This is a genomic window from Streptomyces sp. NPDC087420 (genome assembly GCF_044744165.1).
GTDB lineage: Bacteria > Actinomycetota > Actinomycetes > Streptomycetales > Streptomycetaceae > Streptomyces.
The window spans coordinates 186,506-202,454 of sequence record NZ_JBIUXU010000008.1 but is presented as its reverse complement, the minus strand read 5'-3'; the positions used below and the strand labels follow the sequence as shown (position 1 = coordinate 202,454).

Here is a 15,949-nt window from a genome sequence, read left to right as displayed (position 1 = left end):
AAGGAAACACTCATGTGGCAGTCGTCAGACCCGGCTCACGCCGCCGGCCTCAGGCGCTCGGAAGGCCGCGTACACATCAGAGCCCAGCGAAGGTGGCCCGACGCGACCACTCTGCGTCACCTCGCTCTGCACATACCGAACGCGCTGCTCAGTCTGCTGGTGATCGTCGTGGCGTCCTTCGTCCTGGCACTGGTGACGGTCGTGCCGGTCTACGGATGGGCCGCAGCGTGGCTTCTGAGTGGTGTCCTCGCCCTCTGTCGCCCGGTCGGCGGTCCACTCCTCCGTCTGCTGTACGGGCTGCACCGCCCCACGACAGGGGAGCTGGCCCGGCTGCGACCCCTGTGGCGTGAGGTGACAGCGCGGGCAGGCGTAGACGCGTCGGCCCACACCCTCTGCGTCGAGGAGAGCGACGCTGTCGTCGCGAAGGCGGCCGGCGGCCGGCTCGTCCGGGTCACCAGTCATGCCGTGGAGCACCTGCCCGACGGAGAGCTCGCCGCGGTGCTCGCCCGCGAGCTGGGTCACCGGGCGGGCGCACATGCCTGGGCGCGACTGATCACCCACTGGTACTCGCTGCCCGGCCTGCACGCCTGGCGCCTCCTCCGCAGGGCCGTCCTGCAGGCCCGTCGGCGGTCCCCGCGGACAGCGGCGCTGGTGGTCCCGGCCCTGCTCGTCGGCGCGACGGTCGCTGTGATCCTCTCGTACGGCCTGCTCCTGCCGGTCCTCGCCGCCCCCTTCCTGATGGCGGCGGCGGCCCGCGGCGCGGAACTCCGGGCGGACCGGTACGCCGGCGATCTCGGGCTGGCGCCCGAGCTGACAGCGCTTCTGCACCGCACGGCCGACAACGGCAAGAAGAGCCCAGGGCTCGCGGCGGTACTCGCCCGGCTCCTGGCCTCACAACCCGACCACCGCGCCCGCCTGCACGCCCTTGAGCAGTACGGCGCCAAGCGCCCGTAGAACGCCGAAGGGCGGCCACCCCGTCGAAACAGGATGGCCGCCCCTCGTCTCACCGCTTACTGGTTGTACGGACCGTAGTCGTAGTCCTCCAGCGGGACGGCCTGGCCGGAGCCGGTGCCGAACGGGGAGTAGTCGATGTCGTCGTAGCCGACGGCCGAGTACATCGCGGCCTTGGCCTCTTCGGTCGGCTCGACCCGGATGTTGCGGTAGCGGGACAGGCCCGTACCGGCCGGGATGAGCTTACCGATGATGACGTTCTCCTTGAGGCCGATCAGGGAGTCCGACTTGGCGTTGATCGCCGCGTCGGTCAGGACCCTGGTCGTCTCCTGGAAGGACGCCGCCGACAGCCACGACTCCGTGGCCAGCGAGGCCTTGGTGATACCCATCAGCTGCGGACGGCCGGAGGCCGGGTGGCCGCCTTCCGTGACCACACGACGGTTCTCGGTCTCGAACTTCGAGCGCTCGACGAGCTCGCCCGGCAGCAGTTCCGCGTCGCCGGACTCGATGATCGTCACACGGCGGAGCATCTGCCGGATGATGATCTCGATGTGCTTGTCGTGGATCGACACACCCTGCGAGTTGTACACCCGCTGGACCTCGCCGACCAGGTGGACCTGGACCGCGCGCTGTCCGAGGATGCGCAGCACGTCGTGCGGGTTGGTGGCACCCACGGTGAGCTTCTGGCCCACCTCGACGCGGTCGCCCTCGCCCACGAGCAGACGGGCACGCTTGGAGATCGGGAAGGGCGTCTCCTCGCTGCCGTCGTCCGGGGTGACGACGAGCTTCTTCGTCTTCTCGGTCTCCTCGATGCGGACGGTGCCCGCGGCCTCGGAGATCGGGGCGACACCCTTCGGCGTACGGGCTTCGAAGAGCTCGACGACTCGGGGCAGACCCTGGGTGATGTCGTCACCGGCCACACCACCGGTGTGGAAGGTACGCATCGTGAGCTGCGTGCCGGGCTCACCGATGGACTGGGCGGCGATGATGCCGACCGCCTCACCGATGTCGACCAGCTTGCCGGTGGCCAGCGAGCGGCCGTAGCAGAAGGCACAGGTGCCGACCGCGGACTCACAGGTCAGGACCGAGCGGGTCTTGACCTCCTCGACGCCGTTGGCGATCAGGGCGTCGATCAGCACGTCACCGAGGTCGACGTTGGCCGGCGCGATGACCTTGCCGTCGATGACGACGTCCTCGGCGAGCATCCGCGCGTACACGGACGTCTCGACGTCTTCCGTCTTGTGGAGCTTGCCGTCCTCGCCCTTCTTGGCGATCTTCAGCTTCAGGCCACGGTCGGTGCCGCAGTCCTCCTCGCGGATGATCACGTCCTGCGAGACGTCCACCAGACGACGGGTGAGGTAACCCGAGTCGGCGGTACGCAGGGCGGTGTCGGCGAGACCCTTACGGGCACCGTGCGTGGAGATGAAGTACTCCAGCACCGACAGACCTTCACGGAAGGACGCCTTGATGGGACGAGGGATCGTCTCGTTCTTGGCGTTGGACACCAGACCACGCATACCGGCGATCTGACGCATCTGCATCATGTTTCCGCGGGCACCCGAGTTGACCATCATCGAGACGGGGTTGGTCTTCGGGAAGTTCGCGTTCATCGCCTCGGCGACCTCGTTGGTCGCCTTGGTCCAGATCGCGATGAGCTCCTGCGTGCGCTCTTCCTTGGTGATCAGACCGCGCTCGTACTGCTTCTGGACCTTCTCGTCCTGCGCCTCGTAACCCTGGACGATCGCCTTCTTCGCGTCGGGTACGACGATGTCGGAGATCGCCACGGTCACACCGGAGCGGGTCGCCCAGAAGAAGCCGGCCGCCTTCAGGTTGTCGAGCGTCGCCGCCACGATGACCTTGGGGTAGCGCTCGGCCAGGTCGTTGACGATCTCGGAGAGCTGCTTCTTGCCCACCGAGTAGTCGACGAACGGGTAGTCCTCGGGCAGCAGCTCGTTGAAGAGCGCGCGGCCCAGGGTCGTACGCAGCCGGAACGGGTCGCCCTGCTGCCACTCGGCGTCCGCCTGGCCGTCCTCGCCCACCGGCGGGGTCCAGCCGCGCGGCGGGATGGTGCCCACCGGGAAGCGGATGTCGACCTTCGCCTGGAGCGACAGCTCACGGTTGTCGAACGCCATGGTCGCCTCGGCGGTCGAACCGAAGGACCGGTCCGCGCCGATGACCTTGCGCTCCTCCTCGTCCGTGGTGAGGAAGAAGAGGCCGAGCACCATGTCCTGGGTGGGCATGGTGACGGGACGGCCGTCGGCCGGCTTGAGGATGTTGTTCGAGGACAGCATCAGGATGCGGGCCTCGGCCTGCGCCTCCGCGGAGAGCGGCAGGTGCACGGCCATCTGGTCACCGTCGAAGTCCGCGTTGAACGCGGTGCAGACGAGCGGGTGGATCTGGATGGCCTTGCCCTCGACCAGCTGCGGCTCGAAGGCCTGGATGCCCAGGCGGTGCAGGGTCGGTGCGCGGTTCAGCAGCACCGGGTGCTCGGCGATGACCTCTTCGAGCACGTCGTACACGACCGTACGGCCGCGCTCAACCATGCGCTTCGCCGACTTGATGTTCTGCGCGTGGTTCAGGTCCACCAGGCGCTTCATCACGAACGGCTTGAAGAGCTCCAGCGCCATGGCCTTCGGCAGCCCGCACTGGTGCAGCTTGAGCTGCGGGCCGACGACGATCACGGAACGGGCCGAGTAGTCGACTCGCTTGCCGAGCAGGTTCTGACGGAAACGGCCCTGCTTGCCCTTGAGCATGTCGCTCAGGGACTTCAGCGGGCGGTTGCCGGGACCGGTGACCGGGCGACCGCGGCGGCCGTTGTCGAACAGCGCGTCGACGGCCTCCTGGAGCATCCGCTTCTCGTTGTTCACGATGATCTCGGGGGCACCGAGGTCGAGGAGACGCTTGAGGCGGTTGTTCCGGTTGATCACACGGCGGTACAGGTCGTTCAGGTCGGAGGTCGCGAAGCGGCCACCGTCCAGCTGCACCATCGGCCGCAGGTCCGGCGGGATCACCGGCACGCAGTCCAGCACCATGCCCTTGGGGCTGTTGCTGGTCTGGAGGAACGCCGAGACGACCTTGAGGCGCTTGAGCGCGCGGGTCTTCTTCTGGCCCTTGCCGGTACGGATGATCTCGCGGAGGCGCTCGGCCTCCTCCTCCAGGTCGAAGGACTCCAGGCGCTTCTGAAGCGCCGCGGCACCCATCGATCCGTCGAAGTACGTACCGAAGCGGTCACGCAGCTCGCGGTAGAGCAGCTCGTCGCCCTCCAGGTCCTGGACCTTGAGGTTCTTGAAGCGGTTCCACACCTCGTCGAGACGGTCGATCTCGCGCTGCGCACGGTCGCGCAGCTGCTTCATCTCCCGCTCGGCACCTTCGCGCACCTTGCGGCGCACGTCGGCCTTGGCGCCCTCGGCCTCCAGCTCGGCCAGGTCGGTCTCGAGCTTCTTGGCGCGGGCCTCGAGGTCGGAGTCACGCCGGTTCTCGGTCTGCTGGCGCTCTACGGAGACGTGGGCCTCCAGCGACGGCAGATCGCGCGTACGGCGCTCCTCGTCCACGAACGTGATCATGTACGCGGCGAAGTAGATGACCTTCTCGAGGTCCTTCGGCGCGAGGTCCAGCAGGTATCCCAGACGGGACGGGACACCCTTGAAGTACCAGATGTGGGTGACGGGAGCGGCAAGCTCGATGTGGCCCATCCGCTCACGGCGCACCTTGGCGCGCGTGACCTCTACGCCACAACGCTCACAGATGATGCCCTTGAAGCGGACACGCTTGTACTTGCCGCAGTAGCACTCCCAGTCCCGGGTAGGACCGAAGATCTTCTCGCAGAAGAGTCCGTCCTTCTCGGGCTTGAGCGTGCGGTAGTTGATGGTCTCCGGCTTCTTCACTTCGCCGTGGGACCAGGTCCGGATGTCGTCCGCGGTGGCGAGGCCAATCCGCAGCTCGTCGAAGAAGTTGACGTCGAGCACTTGTCGTCAATCCCTCTTTCGGGGTCGAGTCTCAAATCATGGTCTGTACGGGTCCGGGAGGAGCCGGCCGCCCCGAGACGGGGGCGGCCGGACAACCCGTCAGACCTCTTCGACGCTGCTCGGCTCTCGCCGGGACAGGTCGATACCGAGCTCCTCCGCCGCGCGGAAGACGTCCTCGTCCGTGTCGCGCATCTCGATGGACATGCCGTCCGAGGACAGCACCTCCACGTTGAGGCAGAGCGACTGCATCTCCTTGATGAGCACCTTGAAGGACTCGGGGATGCCGGGCTCGGGGATGTTCTCGCCCTTGACGATGGCCTCGTAGACCTTCACGCGGCCGGTCACGTCGTCGGACTTGATCGTCAGCAGCTCCTGGAGGGCGTAAGCGGCGCCGTAAGCCTCCAGCGCCCACACCTCCATCTCACCGAAGCGCTGACCACCGAACTGGGCCTTACCACCCAGCGGCTGCTGGGTGATCATCGAGTACGGACCGGTCGACCGGGCGTGCAGCTTGTCGTCGACCAGGTGGTGGAGCTTGAGGATGTACATGTAGCCGACCGAGATCGGCTCCGGGAACGGCTCGCCGGAGCGGCCGTCGAACATGTTCGCCTTGCCGGACGGCTGCACCATCCGGTTGCCGTCGCGGTTCGGGATCGTGGCCTCGAAGAGACCGGAGATCTCGTCCTCGCGGGCACCGTCGAAGACCGGTGTGGCGACGTTGGTGCCGGCGGCGACGTCGTCGGCGCCGATGACCTTGAGCCGCTCCATCCACTCCTCGCTGCCCTCGACCTTCCATCCCTGACTGGCGAGCCAGCCGAGGTGGATCTCGAGGACCTGTCCCGGGTTCATCCGGGACGGGACACCCAGCGGGTTGAGGATGATGTCGACCGGGGTGCCGTCCTCCAGGAACGGCATGTCCTCGATCGGCAGGATCTTGGAGATGACGCCCTTGTTGCCGTGCCGTCCTGCGAGCTTGTCACCATCGGTGATCTTGCGCTTCTGCGCGACGTACACCCGAACCAGCTGGTTCACGCCGGGCGGCAGTTCGTCGCCCTCCTCGCGGTCGAAGACACGCACGCCGATGATCTTGCCGACCTCGCCGTGCGGCACCTTCAGCGAGGTGTCGCGCACCTCACGCGCCTTCTCACCGAAGATCGCGCGGAGCAGACGCTCTTCCGGGGTGAGCTCGGTCTCGCCCTTGGGCGTGACCTTGCCGACCAGGATGTCCCCGGCGACGACCTCGGCACCGATACGGATGATGCCGCGCTCGTCGAGGTCCGCGAGGACCTCTTCGGAGACGTTCGGGATGTCCCGGGTGATCTCCTCGGGGCCCAGCTTGGTGTCCCGGGCGTCGACCTCGTGCTCCTCGATGTGGATCGAGGAGAGGACGTCGTCCTGGACCAGCCGCTGGCTGAGGATGATCGCGTCTTCGTAGTTGTGGCCCTCCCACGGCATGAACGCCACGAGGAGGTTCTTGCCGAGCGCCATCTCACCCATCTGGGTGGCGGGCCCGTCGGCCAGGACCTGCTCCGCGACGACCCGGTCGCCCTCGTTGACGACAACCTTCTGGTTGACCGAGGTGCCCTGGTTGGAGCGGGAGAACTTGGCGATGCGGTACGTGGTGTACGTGCCGTCGTCGTTGGCGACGGTGATGTAGTCCGCGGATACCTCCTGGACCACACCCTCCTTCTCCGCCTTGACGACGTCACCGGCGTCCACCGCGCAGCGGTACTCCATGCCGGTGCCGACGAGCGGCGCCTCCGACGTGATCAGGGGCACGGCCTGGCGCATCATGTTCGCGCCCATGAGGGCACGGTTGGCGTCGTCGTGCTCCAGGAACGGGATCATCGCGGTCGCGACCGACACCATCTGGCGCGGCGAGACGTCCATGTAGTCGACGTCGTCGCCGGGGATGTAGTCGACCTCGCCGCCACGACGGCGGACGAGGACGCGCGGCTCGGTGAACCGCATCTCCTCGGACAGCGTCGCGTTGGCCTGGGCGATGACGAAGCGGTCCTCTTCGTCGGCGGTCAGGTAGTCGACGTCGTCGGTGACAACACCGTCGACGACCTTGCGGTACGGGGTCTCGACGAACCCGAACGCGTTGACCCGGCCGTACGAGGCGAGCGAGCCGATCAGGCCGATGTTCGGGCCTTCCGGGGTCTCGATCGGACACATACGCCCGTAGTGCGACGGGTGCACGTCACGGACCTCGAAGCCGGCCCGCTCACGGGACAGACCACCGGGGCCCAGCGCCGACAGGCGGCGCTTGTGGGTCAGACCCGACAGCGGGTTGTTCTGGTCCATGAACTGGGACAGCTGGCTGGTGCCGAAGAACTCCTTGATGGAGGCGACGACCGGCCGGATGTTGATCAGGGTCTGCGGCGTGATCGCCTCGACGTCCTGGGTCGTCATGCGCTCGCGCACGACGCGCTCCATCCTCGCCAGACCCGTACGGACCTGGTTCTGGATGAGCTCGCCGACGTTGCGCAGACGGCGGTTGCCGAAGTGGTCGATGTCGTCGGTCTCGACGACGATCGTGGTGCCGCTCTCGCCGACCGTCTCGGTCTCGCCCGCGTGGAGCTTCACCAGGTACTTGATGGTGGCGATGATGTCGTCGGTCGTGAGGACGCCCGCGTCCAGCGGCTCTTCCGCGCCGAGCTTCTTGTTCACCTTGTAGCGGCCGACCTTCGCGAGGTCGTAGCGCTTCGGGTTGAAGTAGAGGTTCTCCAGCAGCGTCTGGGCGGCCTCACGTGTGGGGGGCTCGCCCGGGCGCAGCTTGCGGTAGATGTCGAGCAGCGCGTCGTCCTGGCCCTGGGTGTGGTCCTTCTCCAGGGTGGCGCGCATCGACTCGTACTCGCCGAACTCCTCCAGGATCTGCTCGGTCGTCCAACCGAGAGCCTTGAGCAGGACGGTCACGGACTGCTTGCGCTTGCGGTCGATGCGGACACCGACCATGTCGCGCTTGTCGATCTCCATCTCCAGCCAGGCACCCCGGGACGGGATGATCTTGGAAGAGAAGATGTCCTTGTCGGACGTCTTGTCGATGTTGGAGTCGAAGTAGACACCCGGCGAGCGCACCAGCTGGGACACCACGACACGCTCGGTGCCGTTGATGACGAAGGTGCCCTTGTTGGTCATGAGCGGGAAATCGCCCATGAAGACCGTCTGGGACTTGATCTCGCCGGTCTCGTTGTTGGTGAACTCGGCCGTGACGAAGAGCGGGGCCGCGTACGTGAAGTCGCGCTCCTTGCACTCGTCGATCGAGTTCTTGGGCGGCTCGAAGCGGTGGTCGCGGAAGGTCAGCGACATCGACCCGGAGAAGTCCTCGATCGGAGAGATCTCCTCGAAGATCTCCTCCAGACCTGACTTCCTGGGGACGTCCTGTCCGTTCTCGAGAGCCGTCTCGACACGAGCCTTCCAGGCGGCGTTACCGAGGAGCCAGTCAAAGCTCTCGGTCTGCAGCGCGAGGAGGTTCGGAACCTCGAGAGGCTCCTTGATCTTTGCAAAGGAGATGCGCAGCGGGGCGGTGCTGGCGCCGTTGTTCATATTCGTGGTCGAGGCGTTGCGCGAGGCGGCCAAGAGGGGGTCCTTCCGAGGGCTCGGACTCACTACGCGCGTACCGGTCCCAAGCGGGACATCAGGACAGAAAGCCCAGTTCCGGGCCGTCGATCACGATGTCCGTGCGAGGGGGTGCCCCTGGTGACGGGCAGGGAGCAGCTAACAGGCAGCGCAAAGGGTCAGTGTAGCCACTTGGCACACTGATGTCCAGAGCGGGTTTTTGGAGACCCTCGTTGTTCTCAACACCTTGTCTCTACTGCGGCAAGCTTCGCGCCGTAGGCGCACATCGATACTGCCCTCTTCGCCGTCGATCCATGCCTCGGATCCGGATCGATTGTGACGACGCGTCCTGAGAATTGCGCGCTGCGTGCGGTTCGTCAAGGCCCCCCGCTCCCTGCGGATCGTCACCGTCGTACGGAGGGCACGGCGATGATCACGATACTCGCCGGAAGCCGAACGGCACAGCATCCCCCCGTGAACGCGGAAGGGCGACCACCCGGATGGGTGATCGCCCTACGCGTCAACGCTGCGCCTCGCGGCGCCGAGACCGCTCCCGTACGCCCGCAGGCGCCCGGTGGAGGACTCGCGAGGAGTTACTTGACCTCGACGCCCGCGCCGGCGGCCTTGAGGGACTCGGCGGCCTTGTCGGCCTGCTCCTTGGAAACCTTCTCCAGGACGGGCTTCGGGGCGCCGTCCACGAGGTCCTTGGCTTCCTTGAGGCCGAGCGAGGTCAGCTCACGCACGACCTTGATGACCTGGATCTTCTTCTCGCCGGCACCCGTGAGGATGACGTCGAACTCGTCCTGCTCCTCTTCCACCGGCGCGGCGGCGGCGACGCCACCGGCGGCAGCGGCGGCGACCGGCGCGGCGGCCGTGACGTCGAACTTCTCTTCGAAGGCCTTGACGAACCCGGAGAGCTCCAAGAGGGTCAGGTTCTCGAACTGCTCAAGCAGCTCTTCCTGCGACAGCTTCGCCATGATGGCGTCCTTCCACTAATTCGGCTGGTGCCGTGTGTACAAGTTCCGCGGGCGAACCGGCCCGCTGTGACCGACCGAGCCTGATTACTCGGAGTCGGCCTCGACGGGGGCCGGCGTACCGGCACCGTCCTGCTCTTCCTTCTGGGCACGAAGCGCTTCCGCGGTGCGGACGAACTTCGACGGAAGCGCCTGGAAGAGCGCGGCAGCCTGCGACTGCTTGGCCTTCATGGCACCCGCCAGCTTGGCGAGCAGAACCTCGCGGGACTCGAGGTCCGCAAGCTTCTTGAACTCATCGGCGGACAGCGCCTTACCGTCAAGGACACCGCCCTTGATGATGAGATTCGGGTTGTCCTTGGCGAAGTCACGAAGACCCTTCGCCGACTCCACCGGGTCACCGGTGACGAAGGCAACCGCCGTCGGACCTGCGAACAGGTCGTCCAGCGTGTTGATCCCGGCCTCGTTGGCCGCGATCTTGGTCAGCGTGTTCTTCACCACGGAGTACTGGGCGTTCTCACCGAGGGAACGACGCAGCTCCTTGAGCTGCGCCACGGTGAGACCCCGGTACTCGGTCAGCACGGCGGCGTTCGAGCTGCGGAACTTGTCCGTCAGCTCGGCCACCGCGGCAGCCTTGTCGGGCCTTGCCATGAGCGTCGGCCTCCTTCCGGGTGATGAGGACCGCTCAGAAGGGGCTTCGCAAAACGAAACGCCCCGGCGCAGGCGCCAGGGCGTAGCTCAACCGAATGGAATCCGGGAACTGTCCACAGTCACCTGCGCAGGTCGTCCGCAGCTAGCGGATCCTTCGGCCGCCGCACACTCGTATGAGTACACGACAACGACCAGCGGTCTTTGGCTTCTTCGGAAGACTACGCGAGCGGGAGCACGGCAGGCAAATCGCCCCCGCTCCTGACGGCCCGGCCCCCGCCCGGGCGCGGAGGACCCCCTCAGCCGCTCGCGCCGGCCTTCCCCGCGAGCACGTCGGCGAAATCCATCGTCCGCGCGGCCGGCGGGGCCGTGATCGTCAGCGGCTTGTTGTAGTGGGTGAACGTGACCGTGAGGTCGAGCGGGCCCTGCTTGCCGGCCCCCCGCATCCGGAACTGCTTGGTGCGGTCGGCCTTCGGGTCGATCCACAGGTCCATCGTCATACGCTCGATGCCCATGTCCTCGTACTCGTCGAGGGATTTCCCCTGCCGTGCCTTGGCCGCCGCGTCCCTGCCGGTAAGGCTCGCCCGCATGGCGTCCAGGGTCACCGTGCCGGTGTAGTGCTTCGTGGCGGCCCCGTCCACGGTCTCCGGCCCGACTTCCTTGAGGTCCTTCGCCGCGGTGAGCGAGGCCGACTCCTCGGCGGGATTGCGGTCCGCCTGGCCGGACAGCGCTCCGAGCGGATTGTCCTCGCCCTTGGCGGCGGCACCCAGGGGGAACTTGACCCAGCTCCTTCCGTCCAGGTCAGCGGCGGCTTTCCCGCCCCCCTTCATGTACATCCCGTCCGGGAGGATCCGCATGTCGAACTCCGACGGCTTGCCGTCGATGTCGATCGTCATCTTCGTCTCCAGGGCCGGCGGCTCGACGGTCAGCGCGGCGACGACCCTGAGGGCCCCCTGGCCGGGGATCTCGCCGTCCATCACGTAACCCAGGGAGGTCACCTTCTCGCTGTTGGTGACAGCCCGCTCGATCGCGGCCACCGGTGTCACCTTCAACGGCTTTGAGCCGGCCCTGCCCGCCGGCTCGCCGCCGTCGGCCGTACAGGCCGCAGAGCCGCACAGCAGTGCTCCTGCCAGCGCCATACCGGCGGCTTTGCGGTACGTCATCTTCATGGGCCCCCCACGGGCGAACACCGGATCTCTGCCAACTTCCGTACGACCGAACCGTATCCGCCGCCACTGACAGAGGCGCGTGAAAAAAGCCGGCCCCCACGCCTCCGGAGAGATGTGGGGACCGGCCTTCGATCACGTACGCGCGTGCTCCGCGCGACCCGTGCGCCGTCGAGGTCAGACGGACGCCGGGTCCTCCTCGACGAGGAGGTTGCGGGTGCGGTTGGCGTCCAGCGGGATGCCGGGGCCCATCGTCGTCGCGAGGGTCGCCTTCTTGATGTAGCGGCCCTTCGCGGCGGACGGCTTCAGACGAAGGATCTCGTCCAGCGCCGCGGCGTAGTTCTCGACCAGCTTCGTCTCGTCGAACGACGTCTTGCCGATGATGAAGTGCAGGTTCGAGTGCTTGTCGACGCGGAACTCGATCTTGCCGCCCTTGATGTCGTTCACGGCCTTCGTGACATCGGGGGTGACCGTTCCGGTCTTCGGGTTCGGCATCAGACCACGCGGGCCGAGGACGCGGCCGAGGCGGCCGACCTTGCCCATGAGGTCCGGCGTCGCGACAACGGCGTCGAAGTCCAGACGGCCCTTCGCGACCTCGTCGATGAGTTCGTCGGAGCCGACGATGTCGGCGCCCGCGGCGCGCGCCTGCTCTGCACGGTCACCGGTCGCGAAGACCAGGACCCGGGCGGTCTTGCCGGTGCCGTGCGGGAGGTTCACGGTGCCACGGACCATCTGGTCGGCCTTGCGGGGGTCTACGCCCAGCCGCATGGCCACCTCGACGGTGCCGTCGAACTTGGTGGCGGTGGTGTCCTTGGCAAGGCGGACGGCCTCGAGCGGGGCGTAGTTGCGCTCCCGGTCGATCTTGGCGTCCGCGCTGCGGAGAGCCTTGCTGCGCTTCACTTCTGCTCCTGTGTTTCTTCAGATGTGGAGTTCGTGGTCCGGACCGCGCATGGTCCTGCCACTGGGGCTGCCCGGCTGGGTCAGCGCTCGACCGTGATGCCCATGGAACGGGCGGTACCGGCGATGATCTTCTCGGCGGCGTCGAGGTCGTTGGCGTTCAGGTCGGGCATCTTCGTCGTGGCGATGTCGCGCACCTGGTCGCGCGTCAGCTTCGCGACCTTCTTGACGTGCGGCTCGCCGGAGCCCTTGTCCACGCCCGCGGCCTTGAGGATCAGCTTGGCGGCCGGCGGAGTCTTGGTGATGAAGGTGAAGGAACGGTCGTCGTAGACCGTGATCTCCACCGGCACGACCATGCCACGCTGCGACTCGGTCGCGACGTTGTAGGCCTTGCAGAACTCCATGATGTTGACGCCGTGCTGGCCCAGCGCGGGGCCGACCGGCGGAGCCGGGTTGGCCGCGCCGGCGTTGATCTGGAGCTTGATGAGCCCCGTGATCTTCTTCTTCTTGGGAGGCATTGCTCTCTCCGGGTCCTAGTGAGAGTTCTCGGCCATCCGTCCAGTCATCCGGACGGAGGCATACCGCACAACGATAACGGGTATAGCTGCGCGGCCAAAACCGACAGGTCAGACAGCTGTCGGAGCCTGTCTGACCTGTCGGAAGCGGCTGTTCCAGAAGCGAGCGGGTGTGCTCGGTGAGCGGGTGGGCTCAGTTCTTCTGGATCTGGTCGAAGCTCAACTCGACGGGGGTCTCGCGGCCGAAGATCTCGACCAGACCCTTGACCTTCTTCGAGTCGGCGTTGATCTCGTTGATCGTGGCCTGGAGGGTCGCGAAGGGGCCGTCCGTGACGGTGACGGAGTCGCCGACCTCGAAGTCCAGCACCTGGACCTCGACCTTGCGGGACGGCGCCGGCTTGCCCTCGGCCTCGGCTGCCTCACGGGCCGCCTTCTCCTCGGCCTCCGGCGCGAGCATCTTCACGATCTCGTCCAGCGTCAGGGGGTACGGGTCGTAGGCGTTGCCCACGAAGCCGGTCACGCCAGGAGTGTTCCGTACGACGCCCCAGGACTCGTTCGTCAGATCCATGCGCACCAGGACGTAACCCGGGAGCTTGTTCTGGCGAACGTTCTTCCGCTCGCCGTTCTTGATCTGGACGATCTCTTCCTCGGGGACCTCGGCCTGGTAGATGAACTCCTCGACGTTCAGCGAGACGGCGCGCTGTTCCAGGTTCGCCTTCACACGCTTCTCGTAGCCCGCGTAGGTGTGGATCACGTACCACTCGCCGGGCAGGCCGCGCAGTTCCTCGCGGAGGGCCTCGACGGGGTCGACGGCGGCGACGGCCTCGGTGGGCGCGTCCTCGTCGTCGGTCTCGGCGTCCTCGGACGCGTCGTCGGAGTCCTCGGAAGCCTCGGCGTCCTCGGAAGCCTCGTCTTCGGAGTCCTCAGCGTCCTCGGTCTCGACGTCGTCGCTCTCGGCTGCGGCCTCGGCCGCCTCTTCGGCTTCTTCGTCCTCGACCCGCAGCGCGGCCTCTTCGGCCGGCTCACCGGCCGCCTCGTCAGCGGCTTCGGCCTGGTCTGGCTCGACAGCGTCCGCCGCCTCGACGATGCCGGTCTCGTCCTCCACGGACTCCACCGACTCCCGGGCGTCGTTCAGGTTCGGGTCAGACACTGTGGCTGCTTCTTCCTGGCTCAATGGGTGAAACACGCGAAAGGGGCGCCGCGTCGGGCGCCCTCGCGGGATCAGCCGAAGACGTACTTGATTGCTTGGTTGAAGCCGTAGTCAATCACGGTCACCAGACCGATCATGATGACAACGAAGACAATCACCACTGTGGTGTACGTCGTCAGCTGGTTGCGAGTCGGCCAGACGACCTTGCGCAGCTCGGCGACGATCTGGCGGTAGAAGAGCGCGAGACGGCCCAGAGGGCCCTTCTTGCCGCGCTTACCGCCCTTACGGGGCTTCTTCGACTCTGCGGACTCTTCATCGTCGGCATCAGGCTTGTCGATGGAGCCCACGGCGTCCGTCACGCTCACTCACCTGATTCCGGGTCGTGGCCGTGCCGCGCCCGGAGGAGCCGCACGGCGATGCATAGATCGAATGTACTTACCTGAAACGCACGCCATTATTGAAGACAGTGTGCGTGTAGCAGGGCCGGAGGGACTTGAACCCCCAACCGCTGGTTTTGGAGACCAGTGCTCTACCAATTGAGCTACGACCCTTTGCGCTTGCCCCAACCTACCGCATCCGGCCGGACGCGTTGAGTGCGCCGTCCGGACGTGGCTGATGAGGGCCAACGACCAGTGAGTGTACGTGGTCGGGGGCCCGACGTCGAACAGCTAAGCCCGGCTTCCTTCGCCGGCCCGCGGCGTCCACCGCATGTCCGCTGCTCAACTCCTTATATGTCCAGCTTACGAAACCTGTGTGCCCACGAGGTTTCGTGTCTGGGACCATGGGAGGCATGAGCGCAGCTATCCCCCCGACGATGCCGACCGAGCGCCGGGTCTCCGCGCGTATCGGCGCGATCTCCGAGTCCGCGACCCTCGCCGTCGATGCCAAGGCCAAGGCCCTCAAGGCCGCCGGCCGCCCGGTGATCGGCTTCGGTGCCGGCGAGCCCGACTTCCCGACGCCCGACTACATCGTCGAGGCCGCGGTGGAGGCGTGCCGCAACCCCAAGTACCACCGCTACACGCCGGCCGGGGGGCTTCCCGAGCTCAAGGCCGCCATCGCCGCGAAGACGCTCCGCGACTCCGATTACGAGGTGGACCCCGCCCAGATCCTGGTCACCAACGGCGGCAAGCAGGCGATCTACGAGGCCTTCGCGGCCATCCTGGACCCGGGCGACGAGGTCGTCGTCCCGGCGCCGTACTGGACGACGTACCCCGAGTCGATCCGCCTCGCCGGCGGGGTCCCGGTGGACGTCGTCGCCGACGAGACGACGGGCTACCGCGTCACCGTCGAGCAGTTGGAGGCGGCCCGTACGGAGCGTACGAAGGTGGTGCTCTTCGTCTCGCCGTCCAACCCGACCGGTGCCGTCTACAGCCGCGAGGACACCGAGGCCGTCGGCCGCTGGGCCCTGGAGCACGGGCTGTGGGTGCTGACCGACGAGATCTACGAGCACCTCGTCTACGGAGACACCACGTTCACCTCGCTCCCGGCCGTCGTGCCGGAGCTGCGGGACAAGTGCCTCGTCGTCAACGGGGTCGCCAAGACCTACGCGATGACCGGCTGGCGGGTGGGGTGGCTCGTGGGCCCCAAGGACGTCGTGAAGGCGGCGACGAACCTCCAGTCGCACGCCACGTCCAACGTGTCGAACGTCGCGCAGGTCGCCGCGATCGCCGCCCTCACCGGCGACCTCACGGCGGTCGCCGAGATGCGGGACGCCTTCGACCGGCGGCGCCGGACGATCGTGCGGCTGCTGAACGAGATCGAGGGTGTCGTCTGCCCGGAGCCCGAGGGCGCGTTCTACGTGTACCCGTCGGTGAAGGGCCTGCTGGGCAAGGAGATCCGCGGCGTCCGCCCGGCGTCCTCCGTCGAGCTGGCCGCGCTGATCCTCGACGAGGCCGAGGTCGCGGTCGTACCGGGTGAGGCGTTCGGTACGCCGGGCTACCTGCGGCTGTCGTACGCGCTCGGCGACCAGGACCTGGCGGAGGGCGTGGCCCGGATCCAGAAGCTGCTGGCGGAGGCCAGGGACTGAGCCTGGCGGCTGCCGGGACTGAGTTTTGTGTCACAGCCCGCGCGGTCCGTGAGCGTGGAGATCGGCCCCCGGCCCCGGCCGGGGGCCGTTTTTCCGTCC

11 protein-coding genes and 1 tRNA gene are annotated in these 15,949 nt (G+C 67.0%); 2 read left to right on the top strand and 10 right to left on the bottom strand.

The window, feature by feature from the left end:
- Window positions 1-12: 12 nt before the first annotated feature.
- Complete coding sequence (locus ACIO1C_RS18325; RefSeq protein ID WP_401864562.1) at window positions 13-954, top strand: M48 family metalloprotease; 942 nt, start codon at window positions 13-15, stop codon at window positions 952-954.
- 56 nt (window positions 955-1,010) lie between these two features.
- Here ACIO1C_RS18325 and ACIO1C_RS18320 read toward each other — a convergent pair whose 3' ends face one another.
- From ACIO1C_RS18320 to ACIO1C_RS18275, 10 genes are all read right to left on the bottom strand, one after another.
- Entirely contained in the window at window positions 1,011-4,916 is a 3,906-nt protein-coding gene (locus ACIO1C_RS18320; protein ID WP_401864559.1) for a DNA-directed RNA polymerase subunit beta', read from the bottom strand.
- Window positions 4,917-5,015: 99 nt separating this feature from the next.
- Window positions 5,016-8,498: a DNA-directed RNA polymerase subunit beta gene (gene rpoB / locus ACIO1C_RS18315; protein WP_401864556.1), complete on the bottom strand. Its 3,483-nt coding sequence runs from the start codon at window positions 8,496-8,498 to the stop codon at window positions 5,016-5,018.
- A 572-nt stretch (window positions 8,499-9,070) separates the two neighbouring features.
- Entirely contained in the window at window positions 9,071-9,454 is a 384-nt protein-coding gene (gene rplL, locus ACIO1C_RS18310; RefSeq protein WP_401864553.1) for a 50S ribosomal protein L7/L12, read from the bottom strand.
- An 84-nt stretch (window positions 9,455-9,538) separates the two neighbouring features.
- The gene (rplJ, locus tag ACIO1C_RS18305; protein ID WP_401864550.1) at window positions 9,539-10,099 is read right to left on the bottom strand and encodes a 50S ribosomal protein L10; all 561 of its coding nucleotides are present in this window, start codon (window positions 10,097-10,099) and stop codon (window positions 9,539-9,541) included.
- Between the two features lie 296 nt (window positions 10,100-10,395).
- Window positions 10,396-11,265, bottom strand: a complete 870-nt coding sequence (locus ACIO1C_RS18300; RefSeq protein WP_401864548.1) for a DUF1396 domain-containing protein — start codon at window positions 11,263-11,265, stop codon at window positions 10,396-10,398.
- A gap of 174 nt (window positions 11,266-11,439) precedes the next feature.
- Entirely contained in the window at window positions 11,440-12,162 is a 723-nt protein-coding gene (gene rplA / locus ACIO1C_RS18295) for a 50S ribosomal protein L1 (RefSeq protein WP_401864547.1), read from the bottom strand.
- Between the two features lie 80 nt (window positions 12,163-12,242).
- Window positions 12,243-12,677 carry a 50S ribosomal protein L11 gene (rplK, locus tag ACIO1C_RS18290; protein WP_401864545.1) on the bottom strand — a complete coding sequence of 145 codons (435 nt, stop codon included), beginning with the start codon at window positions 12,675-12,677 and terminating at the stop codon, window positions 12,243-12,245.
- A 190-nt stretch (window positions 12,678-12,867) separates the two neighbouring features.
- Window positions 12,868-13,824, bottom strand: a complete 957-nt coding sequence (nusG, locus tag ACIO1C_RS18285) for a transcription termination/antitermination protein NusG (RefSeq protein ID WP_401864543.1) — start codon at window positions 13,822-13,824, stop codon at window positions 12,868-12,870.
- A 71-nt stretch (window positions 13,825-13,895) separates the two neighbouring features.
- A complete protein-coding gene (secE, locus tag ACIO1C_RS18280) occupies window positions 13,896-14,183 on the bottom strand; it encodes a preprotein translocase subunit SecE (protein WP_161309619.1) in 288 nt (95 codons plus the stop codon).
- A 119-nt stretch (window positions 14,184-14,302) separates the two neighbouring features.
- Window positions 14,303-14,375 (bottom strand) — tRNA-Trp (locus ACIO1C_RS18275).
- Between the two features lie 239 nt (window positions 14,376-14,614).
- Here ACIO1C_RS18275 and ACIO1C_RS18270 point away from each other — a divergent pair.
- Complete coding sequence (locus tag ACIO1C_RS18270) at window positions 14,615-15,850, top strand: pyridoxal phosphate-dependent aminotransferase (protein WP_401864542.1); 1,236 nt, start codon at window positions 14,615-14,617, stop codon at window positions 15,848-15,850.
- Window positions 15,851-15,949 lie beyond the last annotated feature (99 nt).